This is a genomic window from Noviherbaspirillum denitrificans, from assembly GCF_002211445.1.
In the GTDB taxonomy this organism is placed as follows: Bacteria; Pseudomonadota; Gammaproteobacteria; order Burkholderiales; family Burkholderiaceae_D; genus Noviherbaspirillum; species Noviherbaspirillum denitrificans.
Map to the genome: position 1 here is coordinate 4,337,350 of NZ_LSTO01000001.1, position 17,006 is coordinate 4,354,355.

General features: G+C 60.6%; 19 protein-coding genes. 12 read left to right on the forward strand and 7 right to left on the reverse strand.

All coding sequences use genetic code 11. The features are described from left to right. Positions 1-54: 54 nt before the first annotated feature. A complete protein-coding gene (locus AYR66_RS29020) occupies positions 55-231 on the reverse strand; it encodes a hypothetical protein (RefSeq protein ID WP_170942228.1) in 177 nt (58 codons plus the stop codon). Here AYR66_RS29020 and AYR66_RS21045 point away from each other — a divergent pair. The 3 genes from AYR66_RS21045 to AYR66_RS21055 all read left to right on the forward strand — a co-directional run bounded on the left by AYR66_RS21045 (position 230) and on the right by AYR66_RS21055 (position 3,158). Beyond that, positions 230-1,303, forward strand: a complete 1,074-nt coding sequence (locus AYR66_RS21045; protein WP_170942229.1) for a sensor histidine kinase — start codon at positions 230-232, stop codon at positions 1,301-1,303. The genes AYR66_RS29020 and AYR66_RS21045 overlap by 2 nt on opposite strands. Then, entirely contained in the window at positions 1,300-1,944 is a 645-nt protein-coding gene (locus tag AYR66_RS21050) for a response regulator (RefSeq protein WP_088709131.1), read from the forward strand. The genes AYR66_RS21045 and AYR66_RS21050 overlap by 4 nt, the downstream gene beginning before the upstream one ends. Positions 1,945-2,342: 398 nt before the next feature. Continuing rightward, positions 2,343-3,158, forward strand: a complete 816-nt coding sequence (locus AYR66_RS21055; RefSeq protein ID WP_420093135.1) for a Crp/Fnr family transcriptional regulator — start codon at positions 2,343-2,345, stop codon at positions 3,156-3,158. 64 nt (positions 3,159-3,222) lie between these two features. Here the strand turns inward: AYR66_RS21055 and AYR66_RS21060 are convergent, their stop codons facing one another. Continuing rightward, positions 3,223-3,921 carry a phasin family protein gene (locus tag AYR66_RS21060; RefSeq protein WP_088709133.1) on the reverse strand — a complete coding sequence of 233 codons (699 nt, stop codon included), beginning with the start codon at positions 3,919-3,921 and terminating at the stop codon, positions 3,223-3,225. Positions 3,922-4,127: 206 nt separating this feature from the next. Next, entirely contained in the window at positions 4,128-4,874 is a 747-nt protein-coding gene (gene phbB, locus AYR66_RS21065) for an acetoacetyl-CoA reductase (protein ID WP_088709134.1), read from the reverse strand. 228 nt (positions 4,875-5,102) lie between these two features. On the opposite strand from phbB, the gene AYR66_RS21070 reads away from it, so the two are divergent. Continuing rightward, complete coding sequence (locus tag AYR66_RS21070; RefSeq protein WP_088709135.1) at positions 5,103-5,633, forward strand: hypothetical protein; 531 nt, start codon at positions 5,103-5,105, stop codon at positions 5,631-5,633. On the opposite strand, the gene AYR66_RS21075 is transcribed toward AYR66_RS21070, so the two are convergent. From AYR66_RS21075 to AYR66_RS21085, 3 genes are all read right to left on the reverse strand, one after another. Next, positions 5,608-6,072: a 2,4'-dihydroxyacetophenone dioxygenase family protein gene (locus tag AYR66_RS21075; protein ID WP_088709136.1), complete on the reverse strand. Its 465-nt coding sequence runs from the start codon at positions 6,070-6,072 to the stop codon at positions 5,608-5,610. The two genes, AYR66_RS21070 and AYR66_RS21075, sit on opposite strands and share 26 nt — an antisense overlap. A gap of 63 nt (positions 6,073-6,135) precedes the next feature. Further along, positions 6,136-8,193, reverse strand: a complete 2,058-nt coding sequence (locus AYR66_RS21080) for an ATP-binding protein (protein WP_170942230.1) — start codon at positions 8,191-8,193, stop codon at positions 6,136-6,138. A gap of 66 nt (positions 8,194-8,259) precedes the next feature. Next, positions 8,260-8,742 carry an Lrp/AsnC family transcriptional regulator gene (locus tag AYR66_RS21085; protein ID WP_088709137.1) on the reverse strand — a complete coding sequence of 161 codons (483 nt, stop codon included), beginning with the start codon at positions 8,740-8,742 and terminating at the stop codon, positions 8,260-8,262. Positions 8,743-8,881: 139 nt separating this feature from the next. Here AYR66_RS21085 and kynB point away from each other — a divergent pair, with 139 nt between their 5' ends. From kynB to minE, 6 genes are all read left to right on the forward strand, one after another. Further along, positions 8,882-9,529, forward strand: a complete 648-nt coding sequence (gene kynB / locus AYR66_RS21090; RefSeq protein WP_088709138.1) for an arylformamidase — start codon at positions 8,882-8,884, stop codon at positions 9,527-9,529. Then, entirely contained in the window at positions 9,529-10,779 is a 1,251-nt protein-coding gene (gene kynU / locus AYR66_RS21095; protein ID WP_088709139.1) for a kynureninase, read from the forward strand. Before kynB ends, kynU begins: the two co-directional genes overlap by 1 nt. 11 nt (positions 10,780-10,790) lie before the next feature. After that, positions 10,791-11,627 carry a tryptophan 2,3-dioxygenase gene (gene kynA / locus AYR66_RS21100; RefSeq protein WP_088709140.1) on the forward strand — a complete coding sequence of 279 codons (837 nt, stop codon included), beginning with the start codon at positions 10,791-10,793 and terminating at the stop codon, positions 11,625-11,627. 236 nt (positions 11,628-11,863) lie between these two features. Then, entirely contained in the window at positions 11,864-12,610 is a 747-nt protein-coding gene (minC, locus tag AYR66_RS21105; protein ID WP_088709141.1) for a septum site-determining protein MinC, read from the forward strand. A 28-nt stretch (positions 12,611-12,638) separates the two neighbouring features. Continuing rightward, positions 12,639-13,454, forward strand: a complete 816-nt coding sequence (minD, locus tag AYR66_RS21110; protein WP_088709142.1) for a septum site-determining protein MinD — start codon at positions 12,639-12,641, stop codon at positions 13,452-13,454. A 3-nt stretch (positions 13,455-13,457) separates the two neighbouring features. Further along, positions 13,458-13,721, forward strand: a complete 264-nt coding sequence (gene minE / locus AYR66_RS21115; protein WP_088709143.1) for a cell division topological specificity factor MinE — start codon at positions 13,458-13,460, stop codon at positions 13,719-13,721. 61 nt (positions 13,722-13,782) lie between these two features. On the opposite strand, the gene AYR66_RS21120 is transcribed toward minE, so the two are convergent. Continuing rightward, a complete protein-coding gene (locus AYR66_RS21120) occupies positions 13,783-14,115 on the reverse strand; it encodes a hypothetical protein (protein ID WP_088709144.1) in 333 nt (110 codons plus the stop codon). A gap of 179 nt (positions 14,116-14,294) precedes the next feature. Between AYR66_RS21120 and AYR66_RS21125 the strand changes: the two genes are divergently transcribed. Together AYR66_RS21125 and AYR66_RS29025 are read left to right on the forward strand one after the other, a co-directional pair. After that, entirely contained in the window at positions 14,295-16,460 is a 2,166-nt protein-coding gene (locus AYR66_RS21125) for a YgiQ family radical SAM protein (protein ID WP_088709974.1), read from the forward strand. A gap of 395 nt (positions 16,461-16,855) precedes the next feature. Beyond that, complete coding sequence (locus tag AYR66_RS29025; protein WP_170942231.1) at positions 16,856-16,999, forward strand: hypothetical protein; 144 nt, start codon at positions 16,856-16,858, stop codon at positions 16,997-16,999. The last annotated feature ends 7 nt before the right edge of the window (positions 17,000-17,006 follow it).

Genomic DNA, 17,006 nt, shown 5'->3' on the forward strand with positions numbered 1-17,006 from the left:
GAGGCGAGCATGGACGCTGCGCCTCCCCGGGATCAGCGTACCGGCACATCATTGTCAATGCCGGCCCGCCAACAGCAGGCGGTACAGCTCGATGCGCAGACGATCGCTCAACAGGCATTGGCAACAGAGAATTGCGATGACCACACAATTGGAATACAGCACGGGCAAACTGCCGAACTTCATTACCTCCCTGTCGCGCTTCCCGGCCGCCAAGGTAGGACCGTCGCTCATGTCGATCATCCATTCGGCCATGGACGGGGTGGTCATTGTCGATTCGATGCGGCACATTGTCCTCGTGAATGAGAAGGTCGAACAAATATTCGGCTACACGGCTGACCGACTCCTAGAAAAGCCGCTCGACGTACTCATTCCCCCACGCGCCGGCACTGAACAGCGCAGGCATCTCGATCGTTTGTCCGCGGCACGTTTCTCGGGGCGGCGCAGCAAGCTCGAACTCAAGGGAGTGCACGCGAACGGGGAGTGCCTTACGTTCAATGCCAGCATCTTGCAGGTTACGGTGCATGGCGAACTCTTCCTGGCCCTGATCCTGCATGAAGCGGGAGGGCTTCGTCGTGAGCACGACACGAAGCAGCGGATCGCGCGGCCATACGACTTGCGCCGCTGGGCGGTCACTTCGCAGCAGGCAACCGAAATCGAGAAGCGCCGGTTCTCGCGGAAGCTCTACGATGACATCGGCCAGCGCCTCAGCGTCCTCAAGCTGGACCTTGACTGGCTCGAGAACAGCCTGCCAGAGACCGACGACGGCCTGCCGGCACGCCTCGCGCAAATGCAGGGCCTGCTGGATAACGTCATCACGATGACAAAGAGCATGGCGTCCGCGTTGCGGCCTCCCCTCCTCGACGATTTCGGATTGCTTCCAGCCGTCGAGTGGATGGCCGAGAATTTCCGCAAGAAGACTGGCATCGCTTGCAGCGTGGACAGCGCGGGCATGTCGGGCAAGCTGGACGATCCGATCGAGTCGGCGGTGTTCAGGGTCGTGCAGGAAGGCCTGTCGAACATCGAGAAGCACGCCCATGCGCGCAATGCGTGGATCATACTGGAACAAACTGAAAACCAACTCGATGTTATGATTCGGGATGACGGTATCGGTATGCCAGCCGGCAGCGAATTCAAACCGGGATGCTATGGATTGATCGCAATGCAGGAACGCATTTTCGTACTGGGAGGTACAATCAGTATCGAAAATGCAGCGCCGCATGGCTTGGCGATCCACGCATCGATACCGATCGATCCGATTTTCAACACAGAACAGAGCTCTCAGCCGCCGACATCACGTCCATGATCCGCATAGTTATTGCCGACGACCACACTATCATGCGCGAAGGCTTGAAGCGCATTCTCGATGGAGCCGATGACATCGAGGTCGTGGGCGAAGCGGTTGACGGCTTCGAAGCCCTCGCCCATGTCCGCAAGGGCGGTTTTGACCTGCTGATGCTGGATCTTTCCATGCCCGGCCGCAGCGGCGTCGAACTGATCCGCCAGATCAAGGATGAAGTTCCCAAGCTGCCCATCCTCATCCTCACCATGCATGAGGAAGAGCAGTATGCAGTGCGCGCCATCCGTGCCGGTGCCCGCGGGTATCTCACCAAGGAAAGCGCCGGAACGCAGCTTGTGAGCGCAATTCGCAAGGTCGCTTCCGGCCGCCCTTACATCAGCCTGGAAGTTGCTGAGCAACTGGCGATGGACGTGATGCCGTCCAATGAAGATTTGCCCCACAAACAGCTTTCCAACCGCGAGTTTGAAGTCTTCACCTTGCTCGTCAGCGGCAAGTCGATCACGGAGATCGCCGACCTGCTGCATCTCAGCGCAAAGACAGTCAGCACGCACAAGACGCGCATCCTGACCAAGATGAACATGAACTCGCTGGCGGAGATGGTGCAGTATGCCGTTCAGCACCGCCTGCTCGGCCCCCTGAAGAACTGAGGCAGTTGCCTCCTCTTCATCTTTTTCCTCCGAACTCTCCCCGCTCGTTCAATCCGTTAGGAAAACTTCCCACACACATGTAGGGAAATTCTTACACGGCGCAATGCACACCTACATTTCAATTCAGCCCACCCCGATAGTAATTGGCTGTTGCGGTTGCGATACTGATCACTCACAGCAAAGCATGACAAGCGGACAACACGCAAGCGTCCGTAATGTTGACTTCCGGACGGATGCGCCCGTGCGGTATGCAGCAGCGAATGCAAGACACATGCATCGCGCCATGCCGCCGGAATGACAAGACCGAATTACCCTGAATGAAGGAGAAGCCCATGTTATCCACGCCAATGACTGAAAACCGCACCGAGAGCCCCATCCCGGCGTTGCACTCATCTTCCGTGGAAGCAGGCTGGCAACGTCAAGGCAAACTCTGGTCGAATCTGAAAGAGCTCTGCGATGTCCTGCGCATTCCCTCGGCGGCGGTGCACACCGATGAAGAACTCCTGTTCCAGCATGTCCAGTTCAAGACCGGCCAGCGCATCCATACCATCGGCCAGCCCTTCGATACACTGTACATCGTCCACTCCGGCTTCCTGAAGACCGTGCTGATCGATGAATTCGGCAACGAGCAGGTGCTCAGCTTTCCGATGAAGGGTGACCTGTTCGGTGTAGACGGCATCCACACCAAGCGCTACGCGTCGGAAGCCGTGGCCCTCTCCAATTGCGACCTGATCCTGCTGCCCTTCAAGAAGCTGACGGCACTCGGACGTGCTCATCCGGAATTCGAACATGCGATGTACAGCGTCATGAGCCGGGAACTGGTGCGCGAACAGGCGATGGTCAGCATGCTGGGTGCACTGAGCGCGGAAGCGCGTGTCGCACGCTTCCTCGTCAACCTGTCGGAACGTTATGCGGACATGGGATACTCGAGCAAGTTGTTCAACCTGCGCATGACCCGCCACGAGATTGGAAGCTATCTCGGACTGACGCTGGAAACGGTGAGCCGCACACTGTCGGCCTTCAATGAAATCGGCCTTATTACCGTGGACCAGCGTTCCATTGGCATCAAGGACCTCGATGCACTGAAGACATTGCGCCGACTGCCACCATCGAGCACGCGCGCCAAGCAATCTGGCGCGAAGAAGGCCAAGGCTGCCGCGTCAAAAGAGCCGGATCAGCCGGACGGTGAATGGGATTCACTGGCCACGGCATAAGCACCATTCCTCTGCACAGCCAGCGTGAAGCCCTGTCCAGTGGACAGGGCTTTTTCATGCGCGGCTACTTCCTCCGGCCGGAACCGGAAGGATGTCCGCCGCGCCGGCTCTCAGCCGCAGTGGCGGCTTCCGCATCCGTGGCTGCACTCGCAGCGCGCGTAGCCTGCGGTGTCATGATGCCTGCCGAATCCGCTGCCGTACTCATCGCATCCTGCGCTGCTCCGGTGGCAGCACTTGCATAGGTTGACGACCGGGCCGCCGCCTGTTCGACTGCCCCGCGTGCGGCAATCATGTTCTTCTTTGCCAGGTCCGCGACTTCCTTGAAAGCGGATTCCCACACGGAGAACATGCTGGTCATGGGATTGAAGGCCGAATCGTTGGCCTGCGTCGGCGCTGCCTGCATGGGACGGGTCGTGCCGGTCGTTGCATTGGCACGCATTTCGTCCATGTACTCCTGCATCGAACGGCTGATCTCGTTCTGCATTTCGGCCATGATCCGGACGATTTCCTGCTGGTAGTTCACAGCCTCGTCCGGATTGCGGGCAAACAGGCTCGATTGCAGCGTCGACCCGACGAGACGCGGATCGCGTGCAGTGGTGATGGCCTGCACGAAATTGAGCTGCTCATTGAACGCACGCTGGGTGGCGCCCCGCATCACGCGATCAATCTTTTCCGAACCTGAAAATACGGCCTCGGCAAAGCGCCGGGACGCTTCGAGTTGGGTGTTGTACATCGTGACCAAGGGGTTATTTGCATTCTGCATGGTGGCTCTCCTGGGATTGGCAACAAGAGGATGGGACTCAGCCGGATGCGGCAGCACAGCGTCGACAACGCAAACAAAGCAACGTTGCGACGACCGCTATTCCTGCCGCTCCAGCGTGGCGGTGACAGGGGTTGGTATATTCTGTTCGCATTCAACCCGGCCTTCCACTCGCCACGGCGTGCGCTTGAGGCATATCAATCGCGCCGCTAGTGCATGTGCTGTCCGCCATTAATGGCGATGTTGGCGCCGGTCACGTATCCCGCCTCGTCGGAACAGAGATAAGCAACGAGCGCGGCGACCTCATCCGGTTCGCCCAGACGCCCGACCGGGATTTCAGGGATGATTTTCGACTCGAGTATCTCCTTCGGCACTTTCATGACCATCTTCGTGCGCAAATAGCCGGGCGAGACCGTATTGACGGTGATGCCCTTGTTCGCCACCTCCAGCGCCAGGGCCATGGTGAAGCCATGCACGCCGGCCTTGGCCGCCGAATAATTCACTTGCCCGAAGGCGCCCTTCTGCCCGTTGACCGACGAAATGTTGACGATCCGCCCCCAGCGCGATTCAAGCATGCCGTGCAGCACCGGCCTGGTCATGTTAAATACGCTGTCGAGGTTTGTGCGCAGCACCGCCTGCCAGTCTTCCGGTTTCATTTTCTTGAGCGTGGCATCTTGCGTAATACCTGCATTGTTGACGAGTATGTCGATGCGTCCGGTGTCGCCGACTATTTTCCTCACGCCGGCGTCACATGACGTGTAATCGGCGACGTCGATCTTGTAGGCCGAGACTTCGAGACCTTCCTTCCTGTGCGCATCGATCCATTCCGTAGCCGAATCGTTACGCGGCGAATACGTTGCCGCCACGCGATATCCCGCTCGGCACAGCCGTGCGCAGATCGCTTCCCCGAGCCCTCCCATGCCGCCTGTCACCACCGCCACCTTCCTGTCGTCCATGATGCACCCTTTGCCGTTATGTTGAAGATGCCTGCCGGTACTGCGCGTCCGCAACAGACGAATGGACGCCTGGCGCATGCACCAGACCTATTCGATGTCGCCGTCAAGGATTAGTTCGTCTTCGCCACTTCGAACCCGCACAGACAGAGGCTGTCTATACGGTTCACACGCGTTCGTGCTCAGCTTGCACGAGCACGCATGCGCGTATTCAGACCAGGCGATGAGCGAATGCAGTCACGGATTTACATCTCGTACTCGCCCGACAAGGCGGGATCGGTGTTTGCCCTGTTCTACTTCGAATCGGGCGAGGATGTGATTGGATGGCACATCGAGACGCGGGAGGGTTATTTCTCTGCAGCGTTCTTCATGATCGAGGATTTCTACGCGGACCATGACATGCGCCTGTACCGCAGCGTCGAAGACGATGTGTACGGCGCATGGACGATCGACCATCCGCCGACACGCAATCTCATCCGCTGCCCGCTCTCCGAGACGCAGTTGCATGAGCTCGAACGAATGCAATCGATGTTCGTCGAGGACTGGCTGTTCTTCGGTGACGATGCGCACATCGAATCGGAACTTGCTGCGTACCGTGTGCAAGGACTGCCGGTGCACTGGGCAAACATTCGCTGGCGGCGGCTGCACCGTCTGCACAAGGACGGCGCGCTGTGGGTGCATGCGTCCCCCGGCACCGATCAGAATGTGGCGCAGTTCCTGCGCAAGTATTGGCGGCTCAACGAGAAGGTGACGGCGAGCTGATGGCAGCCAGGGCTGCTCCCCAGGTTCGGACATGCCATCCGCAACCAATACGTCCGGTGACATTCCCCTCGTCGTCCAGTCCCTCGATGGGGCCGTGGAATACCGCAAACATAACAGCGCCTTCCGGACTGACCGGACGGTGTACGGCTCCATCCCGTTCGAGAACATACATGCCGGCCGTATAGCGGACATCGGGCGCGTCGTCGTAATGGAATCCGCCTTCGAGCACCAGGCCTTCGACCGCGCCGATATGTCGGTGGCTCGGCGCATTGCAGTTTTTCTCGAGGCGGATCATGAGCGAGAAACGGCCGCTTTCCGGGTCGGCGCTCAGCAGCTTGAACTGGGTGCCGGGCATGGCCCAGGGCACCCAGGGAAGGGATGCGGGATCCAGCGAGAGAAGCGTGTCGCGCGACGAGGCAGTTGCGGTTTGGGAGGTCATGTCTGGTAAAGCCGGATAAGTTGGCGGCCATCCTAACCGAGTCCGGCCCTGTGCGCCAGAAGATCAGGCGGTTACGTGCCGCACGGGCAAGCAGACGCGGAAGGTCGATCCCTTGCCAACTTCACTGCGCACTTCGATGCGGCCGTGGTGCTTCTGCACGATGCCGTACGAAAGCGACAATCCCAGCCCCGTCCCCTTGCCCACCGGCTTGGTGGTGAAGAAGGGATCGAAGATGCGCGACATGATGTCCTTCGTCATGCCGCAACCGTTGTCTTCCACCTCGATCCACACATTCTGCGCTTCGGTACCGGTACGAACCACGATCCGTCCCCGCTCCGTGCCGATGGACTGGGCGGCGTTGACCACCATGTTCATGACCACCTGGTTGATCTGCGACGGCAGGCATTCGATCTCGGGGAGCGTGCCGTACTCCTTGACGACATCGGCCTTGTACTTGATTTCGTTGTTGACGATGTTCAGGGTTGAGTCGATGCCCTGGTGCAGATCGGCCCACTGCCACTGAAGGTGCGAATCGACACGCGAAAAATCCTTCAGGTCCTGCACGATCTTGCGCACGCGGACCAGGCCCTCGCGCGATTCTTCCATGAGATAGGGAAGATCGCCCTTCAGGTAGTCGAAATCCACGCGTTCGCGCAGTGATTTCAAGCGCTCGACGGCCGTCCGGTCGGCAATGTGCGTCTCCACCTCTTCGTAGGCGGCAAGCATCTCCAGCAGGCCGGAAATGTACTGCTCGAGTGCGGCGAAGTTCGAAAAGATGTAGCCGATCGGGTTGTTGATTTCGTGCGCGACGCCGGCTGCCAGCTGGCCGATGGAGGCCAGCTTTTCCGACTGGATCAGCTGCTCCTGCGCCATCGACAGTTTCTCGTTCAGCTCGGTCAGTTCGGCGTTGCGACGCAGGAGTTCGGCCTCCGCGGCTTCCCGCTTGCGCACGTCCTCTTCGAGCCGGCTGTTAGCCTGCGCGAGCTGGGCCGTGCGCTTGGCCACCAAGTGTTCAAGGTCGACCTGCACCTTGTGCAGGTTTCGCTCCGCGAGCTTGCGCTTGGTGATGTCCTGTAGCGTTTCGATGGCGCCGACGACCCGGCCAGCCGTATCGCGCAGCGGAGCGGCGGAGAAGGACAGCCAGCGTCCGCTCTCCCCCATGTGGGGAAAAAAATCCTCTGCCTCGAACGCGCCTGGAATGATCGGTGAACGCCTGAACTTGCCGTGGTAGAACGACTCCACCATTTCTTCGGCAGCTCCGGAGAGAACAAGGTCGGCGAGCACTGGACGTTCCTTGGGATAAAACGGCGCCCACTGGTTGCGCGTCCCGATCATGCGTGAAGCGGCAACGCCGATGGTCCGTTCGCAGGCATGGTTCCAGTGGGTCACGACATGGTTGGCGTCGATGGCAAAGGCCGGCACGGGGCTGCCGTCGAAGAAGGCGGACAGCGCAGGCACCATCGGGCCGCTGCCCGGCTCGCGCCGACGAACAGGCAAGGCCGGCAGGTCGTTCACCGAACGGATGAACTTTTCCGCAATGCTTTTCCCTGTGCTGCCGCTATCCATTGCATCGTCGGAGCGGTCGGCGGGCGCTCGGCTTGCCTGTGCGAGAAGCTCCGTCCGTTTCGCGGCGAGCCGCTCGACCATCACCTGCGCGTCGTGCAGGGACTCCTCGGCCAGGCGCGCTTCGGTGATGTCCTGCATGGTCTGCACAGCCCCGACGACGCGACCTTGCGCATTGCGTAGCGGCGCGGCGGAAAACGCGATCCAGCGCCCGCTCTCGCCCAGGTGCGGAAAAAAGTCTTCGACTTCATAAGCGCCTGCAACCAGGGGCACCGCGCGGAACCGGTTTCCGGCGAACGCCTCGGCGGTGTCCGCGAGCCGGTCGGCGATGATGTAGTCAGCCAGGACCTTTTGCGGCTGCACGTAATATGGCTGCCAGTGGTTGCCGGTACCGGTCATCTTTTCGGAAGCCATGCCGGTCATGCTCTCGCACGCCTTGTTCCAAGCGATGATCGCGTGCGACAGGTCGATGGCAAAGGCAGCGACAGGACTGCTGTCGAAAGCCGGAGGCAGGATGCCCGCCTCGCCGGAAGGCACTTGCTCGAAATCGTGCTTCATGGCGCTCCCTGGCCGCCCCGGACTACCGCCCGGCATGGGTTCATTATCGTACGTAAACCCGCCGGGTCAACCGGGCCGGTCCGACATCAGCTCGGCCGCGATGGCATGGGTGTCCTTGATGGTCTGCAGGACGATGTTCGAGCGGATGTCGAGCACGCCGTCGGTCTTGTACAGCTTTTCGAGAATGAAGGCGGAGAAATGCTTGAGGCTGCGCGCGCGTATGCGCAACAGGTAGTTTGCTTCGCCGGTAATGATGTAGGAACCGACCACTTCCGGCCACGAGCGCAGGGCGGTCGAGAAGTTTTCGTGCCAGCGCTCCACATCGCGCCGCATGGTCACCTGCACGAAGGCATCCACTTCGAGCCCGAGCGCGGTCGTGTCGAGCACCGCGCTGTAGCGCGCGATGATGCCATTTTCCTCCAGCAGGCGCACCCGCCGCAGGCAGGACGATGGCGACAGGAAAACGCGCTCGGCGAGCTCCTGGTTGCTCATCCTGCCGTCTTCCTGGAGCAGGGTCAGTATCTTGAGATCGGTATGGTCGAGATGCATTCGAATTTTCCGTCAAAAATAAGAAGCCGGTTCGCAATTTGTTCTAATTATCAAGAATTTTACGTTTCATTTTGCAACAAATCGCCATCAAGTTCGCCTTAAACTGATTGCAACAGTAACTATCTGAAACAACGACGCGATGACAAAAGACCTGCAGATCTGGGACATCACCCCTCCTGTCTCGGCAGCAACGCCGGTGTGGCCCGGAGACACGTCCTACAGTGCGGCCGCGACCTGGGAAATCGGCGACGGCTGCCCGGTAAGGGTTAGCCGCCTCACCATGTCCACGCATACCGGCGCGCACTGCGACGCGCCTTCGCACTACGACCCGGCGGGCATGGCAATCGACGCGGTTCCACTGGACGCCTACCTTGGCCGCTGCCGCATCATTGACTGCGTCGGTGTGCGACGCGTGGAGCCCGAGCAAGTGGAGAAGGCGCTGGACGGCGTTCCGCAACGGGTCCTGCTGCGGACCTATGCCACTGCCCCGGTGGACCGCTGGGACAGTGCCTTCGCGAGCGTAGCCGCGAGCACGGTCGCGCTGCTCGCCGAACGTGGCGTACGGCTGATCGGCATCGACACGCCGTCGCTCGACCCGCAGGAATCGAAGACCATGGACGCGCACCACGCGGTCCGCAAACACGGCATGGCGATCCTAGAAGGCATTGTGCTTGACGGCGTTCCCGACGGCGACTACGAGCTGATCGCCCTGCCCCTGAAACTGGCCGGCATGGATGCCAGCCCTGTGCGGGCCATCCTCCGCGCACTGCCCGATGGAGAAGCATGATGTTGACGAAAAACGACTGCACCGCACTCGACGCACAGGATCAACTGGCCGCCCTGCGCGAACAGTTCGCATTGCCCGACGGGGTGATCTACCTCGACGGAAATTCGCTCGGCGCGCGGCCGAAGAAATCACTCGAACGCGTACGCGAGGTGCTCGCCCAGGAATGGGGTGACGATCTGATCCGCAGCTGGAACAAGGCCGGCTGGTTCGACCTGCCGCTGCGCCTGGGCGACAAGCTGGCGCCCCTGGTTGGCGCCGGACCGGGCGAGATCGCGGTGACGGATACCACCTCGCTCAACCTGTTCAAGGTCCTCGCCGGCGCGCTGCACATCCAGGCCGGAAAGCCTGAAACGGCAGGACGCCGAACCATCGTTACCGAGCGCTCGAACTTCCCGACCGACGTCTACATGGCACAAGGCCTGACCGAATGGCTCGACCGCGGCTACCGCCTGAAGCTGATCGATTCGCCGGAAGAACTGCAGGCTGCCGTGGATAGCGAAACAGCCGTCGTCATGCTCACCCACGTCAACTACCGCACAGGCTACATGCATGACATGCGGGCGGTAACCGCGCACACGCATGCGCAGGGCGCGCTGGCACTGTGGGATCTGGCGCACTCTGCCGGCGCGGTGCCAGTAGACCTCAACCGTGACGGCGCGGATTTTGCAGTCGGCTGCACCTACAAGTATTTGAACGGCGGCCCTGGATCCCCAGCCTTCGCCTGGATCGCACCACGCCACCAGCAAGCATTCAGGCAGCCCCTGTCGGGCTGGTGGAGCCATGCCGCGCCGTTCAAGATGCAGCCGGAGTTCGCGCCGGCGAACGGCATCCGCCGCGCGTTGTGCGGGACGCAGCCCGTCCTCTCGCTGGCGCTGGTCGAATGCGGGCTCGACGTGTTTGCGCAAACGAACATGGCGGCAATCCGGAAGAAATCGCTGGCATTGACCGACCTGTTCATCCGACTCGTCGAGCAGCGCTGCGCCGACCATCCTCTCTCGCTCGCCACCCCGCGCGAACACACGGTGCGCGGCAGCCAGGTCAGCTTCGCGCACCCGGAGGGTTATGCGGTGATGCAGGCACTGATCGCGCGCGGCGTCATCGGTGACTACCGCGAGCCGGAAATCATGCGCTTCGGCTTCACGCCGCTCTATACGCGCTTCGTCGACGTATGGGACGCGGTCGACATCCTGGCCGATATCCTGGATGGAAAAAAATACGACGTTAGCGCCGCGCGCGACGCAGTGACCTGAGCGAGGAAGACATGGATTCGACAAAGACCACCGAATGGCATGGCGCGCAGATGGACTTCAGCAAGGCCATGAGCTACGGCGATTACCTGGCGCTGGACCAGGTGCTGTCAGCCCAGCATCCGCGCTCGCCGGCGCATGATGAAATGCTGTTCATCGTCCAGCACCAGACCAGCGAACTCTGGATGAAGCTGATGCTGCACGAACTGCACGCCGCGCTGCGGCAGATGCAAAAGGACGAGCTGCAGCCCGCCTTCAAGATGCTTGCCCGCGTGGCGCGCATCATGGAGCAGCTGGTGCTCGCCTGGGATGTGCTGGCAACGATGACGCCGCCGGAATACACCGCGATCCGCCCTTGGCTGGGGCAATCGTCAGGCTTCCAATCCTACCAGTACCGTGAACTGGAATTCATCCTCGGGAACAAGAACGCGGCGCTGTTGCAAGTCCATGCTTCGTCGCCCGAGGCCCATGCGCATCTCGACCAGGCCTTGCACGCGCCATCGATCTATGACGAAGCCATCATGGTGATGGCGCGCCGGGGTTTCAGCATCGACAAGGAACGGCTGGAGGCGGACCGCACGCTGCCGACCGTGGCGAACGAGTCGGTGAAGGCCGCATGGCTCGAGGTGTACAAATCCCCGGAAAAGCACTGGGAGCTCTATGAACTGGCGGAAAAGCTGGTCGATCTGGAAACGGCATTCCGCTTCTGGCGCTTCCGCCATGTGACGACCGTGGAGCGCATAATCGGCTTCAAGACAGGGACCGGCGGCACGGCCGGGGCCAGCTACCTCAAGAAAATGCTGGAGGTGGTCCTGTTCCCCGAGCTGTTTGCGTTGCGGACCGCGCTCTGACGCCATTTTTTCGGCTACATGGCTTGATTTGGGCGAAGAATCAGGAGGATAGCGCCACGGCAACGGGTATAATACGCGTGAAGCACAGAGCGAGCGGTGAGCAATTGTTCAATACGCTGTAACGATGTCAATGGTTCCCCCTCATGTTCGGGCCGCTTTCGATGCGGCCCGTTTCATTTGGCAAGCGGAACATGGCCTTTTGCTCACAGAGCGGTCGCATTCACCCATAGCGTTTTATGTCCAAACCGATAGAAATCAAGATTTCGACAGTCGTCGCGGTTTCCGCCATCCTCCACACGTCCGACCTGTCCGTGCTCGACGCCGCGATGAAGCAGATGACCGGCGGCATGCCCGACTACTTCGACCATGAATTCGCGATCCTCGACGTTTCGTCTTGCGAAGGTCTGCCGACGGCAATCGAGTGGCCGGCGCTGATTTCGCTGTTCAAGTCCTACAGCCTTAACCCGGTCGCCGTGCGCGGAGCGCCGGCCGAAATGGAAGAAGCGATCCTCGCCAGCGGCCTGTCCATCGACACGCTCGTGCAGCCCCGCCGCCCGGCCGAGGAAGAAGCACCGGTAGCCGTGGTGCGCGAGCCCGCGCCGGCACCGGCTCCCGCGCCTGCCGCTCCCGCGGCGCCAGTTACCGCCCCTGCTGCGATGATCATCGACACCCCGGTCCGTGCCGGCCAGCGCGTCTACGCGCGCGGCGCCGACCTCGTGGTGAACGCGATCGTCAACCCGGGCGCCGAGCTGATCGCCGACGGCAGCATCCACGTCTACGCACCGCTGCGCGGCCGCGCCCTTGCCGGCGCGAGCGGCAACAGCGAAGCACGCATTTTCACGCTGAGCATGGAAGCCGAGCTGGTCTCCATCGCTGGCACCTACCGCACTTTCGAGGGCGGCCTACCCCAGGATCTGGCGAAAAAACCGGCGCAGGTCCGTCTTGCAGGCGACCGGATAGATGTCCTGTCCATTCGCGTCTAGTTTTTAAAATCTGATAAGGAGTTTGTTTGTGGCCAAAATCATTGTTGTAACGTCCGGCAAAGGGGGCGTCGGCAAAACCACCTCCAGTGCCAGCTTCGCCTCCGGCCTGGCGCTGCGGGGGCACAAGACCGTGGTGATCGACTTCGACGTCGGCCTGCGCAACCTCGACCTGATCATGGGCTGCGAGCGCCGCGTGGTGTACGACCTCATCAACGTCATCAACAATGAAGCGACCCTGAACCAGGCGCTCATCAAGGACAAGCACTGCGACAACCTGTTCGTGCTGCCTGCCTCCCAGACCCGCGACAAGGATGCACTGACCGAAGCCGGCGTCGAGCGCGTGCTCAACGACCTGGCCAAGATGGATTTCGAGTACATCGTGTGCGACTCGCCGGCAGGTATCGAGCACGGCGCCGTGATGGCCCTGACCTTCGCCGACGAAGCCATCGTCGTCACCAACCCGGAAGTGTCCTCGGTGCGCGACTCCGACCGCATCCTCGGCATCATCCAGGCCAAGTCGCGCCGCGCGCTGAACGGCCAGGAACCGGTCAAGGAGCACTTGCTGATCACCCGCTACGTGCCCAAGCGCGTCGAAGCGGGCGAGATGCTGTCCTATACCGACGTGCAGGAAATCCTGCGCATTCCGCTGATCGGCATCATTCCGGAATCGGAATCCGTGCTGCACGCCTCCAATCAGGGCAACCCGGCGATCCACCTGACCGGTTCCGATGTGTCGGAAGCCTACCAGGACGTCGTCGCACGCTTCCTCGGCCACGAAGTCCCCCTGCGCTTTACCGCCTACGAAAAGCCGGGCCTGTTCCAGCGTCTTTTTAAAGGAAAGTAAAACATGGCGTTGCTCTCCTTCCTGTTCAATACAAAACCGAAAAGCGCAAGCGCAGCCAAGGAGCGTCTCCAGGTCATCATCGCGCGCGAGCGCAATGGCCGGGACGGCCCGGACTTCCTGCCGGCACTGCACAAGGAACTGATCGCGGTGATTTCGAAGTATGCCAAGGTGAATGCCGACGACATCAAGATTTCCCTCGACCGCCAGGGCAACCTGGAAGTGCTGGATGTGAACGTGGTACTGCCGGACGTCATGCCCGGCAAGTGAGGTTTGCAGTAGTCCGGACATTGTAGGGTGCGCCCCGCGCACCCTACGTTCCGCAAGTTGCTTAGTGAAGCTGGTGTTTCAAGTCTGACAGTTCGCGGTGTGCCTGCATGATGGCGTTCTTCAGTTCGTCATCGATATTGCCCTGCGAATGTTCGCACGCATCCTTCGCGCGATCGCCCAGCTGTTCCAGGTCATCGACGCATTGGCGCATCTGCTGCTCGTCCTGCGCCGACTGCATCATGTTGCGCGCCTGCCCGATCCGCTGGTCCAGCTCCTGCATGCAGTTCTTGATGTCCATCGGGACGGCCTGCGCCGATTGGCAGCGCTGTGCTGCCTCATGGACGGTGCTCTCCACGTGGTCCAGGCGTTGCTGCAGTTCGTTTGCTTGCATCATGTCATGCCTCCATTGGATTTCCCTTCAATCAAAGGGAAACGTTTGATAACCATCAGACAACCTAGTTCCGGACGTTCCGGCGCAACTTCAGGCGCAGCGCAGAGTCCAATTTTGTTGCGCTTTCATTGCTGTTTCGGCAAGCCTTGCATGTAAGACAGATCCTGTACAATCCGCCCACCATGAGCACCCCGAAGAACCTCTTTTCCTACCCGCGCTACCGGCCCGATTACACGACGCCGGCGCCCTACCTCCCGATGTCGCGCGCGGAGATGGATGCGCTTGGCTGGGACACCTGCGACGTCATCCTGGTGACCGGGGATGCCTATATCGACCATCCGAGTTTCGGCATGGCGCTGGTGGGCCGGCTACTGGAGAAGCAGGGATTCCGCGTCGGCATCATCAGCCAGCCGGACTGGCAGTCGGCGGAGCCGTTCCGCGCACTCGGCAAGCCGAACCTGTATTACGGCATCACCGCCGGCAACATGGATTCGATGATCAACCGGTACACATCGGAACGGAAGATCCGCTCGGAAGACGCGTACACACCCAACGGCGAACCGGACAAACGCCCCGACCGTGCAGTCACCGTCTACGCGCAGCGCGCACGCGAAGCCTACCCGGATGCCAACATCATCATCGGCAGTATCGAAGCCAGTCTGCGCCGTATAGCGCACTACGACTACTGGTCCGACAAGGTGCGCCGTTCCGTGCTGCCGGATTCCAAGGCAGACATTCTCCTGTTCGGCAATGCGGAACGCGCGCTGGTCGCGCTGACGCATCGCCTCGCTGCCGGCGAACCGATTGAATCGATCCGCGACCTGCGCGGCACCGCGTTCATGGTCAAGCGCGGCTGGAAGCCGGCCGAGGACTGGAGCGAGGCAGACTCCACGCGCTACGACACGCCCGGCCGTATCGAACCGCATGCCGATCCCTACGCGATGAAGGACAAGGAGGCCGCCAGCTGCGCCACCGACGAAAAGCCGAAGGAACAGCCGGTCCTCATCCTGTCGCGTGAAGAACGCCTCGCGGCAATGAAGGAACAGCGCAACAAGACCGTCGTCCGCATTCCCGCCTATGAAGACGTGAAGGACGACCCGGTGCTGTATGCGCATACCTCACGCATCCTGCACCTCGAATCCAATCCCGGCAACGCGCGCGCGCTTGTGCAGGCGCACGGTGAACGCGACGTCTGGCTGAACCCGCCGCCGCTGCCGTTGGCAATGGACGAGATGGACGGCGTGTACGACCTGCCCTATGCGCGCGGCCCGCATCCTCGCTACGGCAGGGCGCGCATCCCCGCATGGGAGATGATCCGCTTCTCGGTCAACATCATGCGCGGCTGCTTCGGCGGCTGCACCTTCTGCTCGATCACAGAGCACGAAGGCCGCATCATCCAGAGCCGCTCAGAACCGTCCATCCTGCGCGAGATCGAACACATCCGCGACAAAACCAAGGGCTTCACCGGCACCATCTCCGACCTCGGTGGACCGACGGCGAACATGTACCGCCTGGCTTGCAAGGACAAGAAGATCGAGGAAACCTGCCGTCGCCTGTCCTGCGTGTATCCGAGCATCTGCGTCAACCTGAACACTGACCACAGCAAGCTGGTCCAGCTCTATCGCAAGGCGCGCGCCATCCCTGGCGTGAAAAAGATCATGATCGGCTCCGGCCTGCGCTACGACCTCGCCGTACGCTCGCCTGAGTATGTAAAAGAACTGGTCACGCACCACGTCGGCGGCTTGCTGAAGATCGCGCCCGAACATTCCGAGGAAGGCCCGCTGTCGAAGATGATGAAGCCGGGCATGGGCGCGTACTACAAGTTCAAGGAAATGTTCGAGCGCTTCTCGCGCGAGGCGGGCAAGGAACAGTACCTCATCCCCTACTTCATCGCCGCGCATCCGGGCACGACAGATGAGGACATGCTCAACCTCGCGATGTGGCTCAAGCAGAACAACTTCCAGCTTGACCAGGTACAAAACTTCATGCCCACGCCAATGGCGATGGCCACCGCTATGTATCACGGGCGCCGCAATCCGTTGCACAAGGTATCCGCCGATTCCGAAGTCGTCGAAACACCGCGCACCGGCAAGGTCCGCCGCCTTCACAAGGCGTTCCTGCGCTACCACGACCCCGAGAACTGGCCCATCCTGCGTGAAGCGTTGCAGCGCATGGGCCGCTCCGACCTGATCGGCAACAGCGACCGCCACCTAGTGCCGCGCTTCCAGCCTGCCGGCGCCGCTCCCGCCGCACCCGCCAAACGTACGCCGGTAAAGCCGACACCCGTCAACCGGGGAAAAGCACCGAGGAAAAGTCCTTCAGGTTTCCAAAAGGGCGGACGGAAATAACGCTGCTATTGAAGATATAAATTTTCAACATAACTGTTATTGCAACAATAAAGCAGACGGAAAGGAGATGGCCGACTATAGTGATCCTGTCTCCTCCAACTCTTCTTGAATTGGATTTGGCCCGCAAACCGAAAGGACTGCGGGCCTTCTTTTTTGTGCCTTCAGTTTGTTGTGCCTTGATTTTCATCAGCACCGGAAAATCATTAAGAATCAAGGCATTACCCCTCTTCCGATCTACTTTTCCACAGAATTTACCACAGGAAATGTGGGCAACCCGCTCTGCTCATCGCACAAAATTCGCGGAAGTTGCCGGATAGACTATTGATTCCAGTCATCTCTTCGATAGAATGAATCTCAGCAATTTCGGAATTGCGCAAATTCACTACGAGGCAGACATGAGAAACGCACACCAACGCGCCGCAGTTCGTACCGCAAAAGCCGAATTCAACGTCAACAAGCTGCAGGCAGCCGCGTGCATCCTGACATCGTCCGCCATCAGCGTCGCCATCATCTACTGGGCGATCAAGAGCCTGTTCTAAGCCTCCC

What these genes read in the sequence shown, in the direction of transcription:
- kynU (WP_088709139.1), top strand. Translation starts at nt 9,529, where the DNA reads ATGTTGACGAAAAACGACTGCACCGCACTCGACGCACAGGATCAACTG.
- AYR66_RS21125 (WP_088709974.1), top strand. Translation starts at nt 14,295, where the DNA reads ATGAGCACCCCGAAGAACCTCTTTTCCTACCCGCGCTACCGGCCCGAT.
- kynA (WP_088709140.1), top strand. Translation starts at nt 10,791, where the DNA reads ATGGATTCGACAAAGACCACCGAATGGCATGGCGCGCAGATGGACTTC.
- AYR66_RS21050 (WP_088709131.1), top strand. Translation starts at nt 1,300, where the DNA reads ATGATCCGCATAGTTATTGCCGACGACCACACTATCATGCGCGAAGGC.
- AYR66_RS21085 (WP_088709137.1), bottom strand. Translation starts at nt 8,742, where the DNA reads ATGCATCTCGACCATACCGATCTCAAGATACTGACCCTGCTCCAGGAA.
- AYR66_RS21080 (WP_170942230.1), bottom strand. Translation starts at nt 8,193, where the DNA reads ATGAAGCACGATTTCGAGCAAGTGCCTTCCGGCGAGGCGGGCATCCTG.
- AYR66_RS29025 (WP_170942231.1), top strand. Translation starts at nt 16,856, where the DNA reads ATGAGAAACGCACACCAACGCGCCGCAGTTCGTACCGCAAAAGCCGAA.
- minC (WP_088709141.1), top strand. Translation starts at nt 11,864, where the DNA reads ATGTCCAAACCGATAGAAATCAAGATTTCGACAGTCGTCGCGGTTTCC.
- AYR66_RS21070 (WP_088709135.1), top strand. Translation starts at nt 5,103, where the DNA reads ATGCAGTCACGGATTTACATCTCGTACTCGCCCGACAAGGCGGGATCG.
- AYR66_RS21075 (WP_088709136.1), bottom strand. Translation starts at nt 6,072, where the DNA reads ATGACCTCCCAAACCGCAACTGCCTCGTCGCGCGACACGCTTCTCTCG.
- kynB (WP_088709138.1), top strand. Translation starts at nt 8,882, where the DNA reads ATGACAAAAGACCTGCAGATCTGGGACATCACCCCTCCTGTCTCGGCA.
- AYR66_RS21045 (WP_170942229.1), top strand. Translation starts at nt 230, where the DNA reads ATGTCGATCATCCATTCGGCCATGGACGGGGTGGTCATTGTCGATTCG.
- minE (WP_088709143.1), top strand. Translation starts at nt 13,458, where the DNA reads ATGGCGTTGCTCTCCTTCCTGTTCAATACAAAACCGAAAAGCGCAAGC.
- AYR66_RS29020 (WP_170942228.1), bottom strand. Translation starts at nt 231, where the DNA reads ATGAGCGACGGTCCTACCTTGGCGGCCGGGAAGCGCGACAGGGAGGTA.
- AYR66_RS21120 (WP_088709144.1), bottom strand. Translation starts at nt 14,115, where the DNA reads ATGATGCAAGCAAACGAACTGCAGCAACGCCTGGACCACGTGGAGAGC.
- phbB (WP_088709134.1), bottom strand. Translation starts at nt 4,874, where the DNA reads ATGGACGACAGGAAGGTGGCGGTGGTGACAGGCGGCATGGGAGGGCTC.
- AYR66_RS21060 (WP_088709133.1), bottom strand. Translation starts at nt 3,921, where the DNA reads ATGCAGAATGCAAATAACCCCTTGGTCACGATGTACAACACCCAACTC.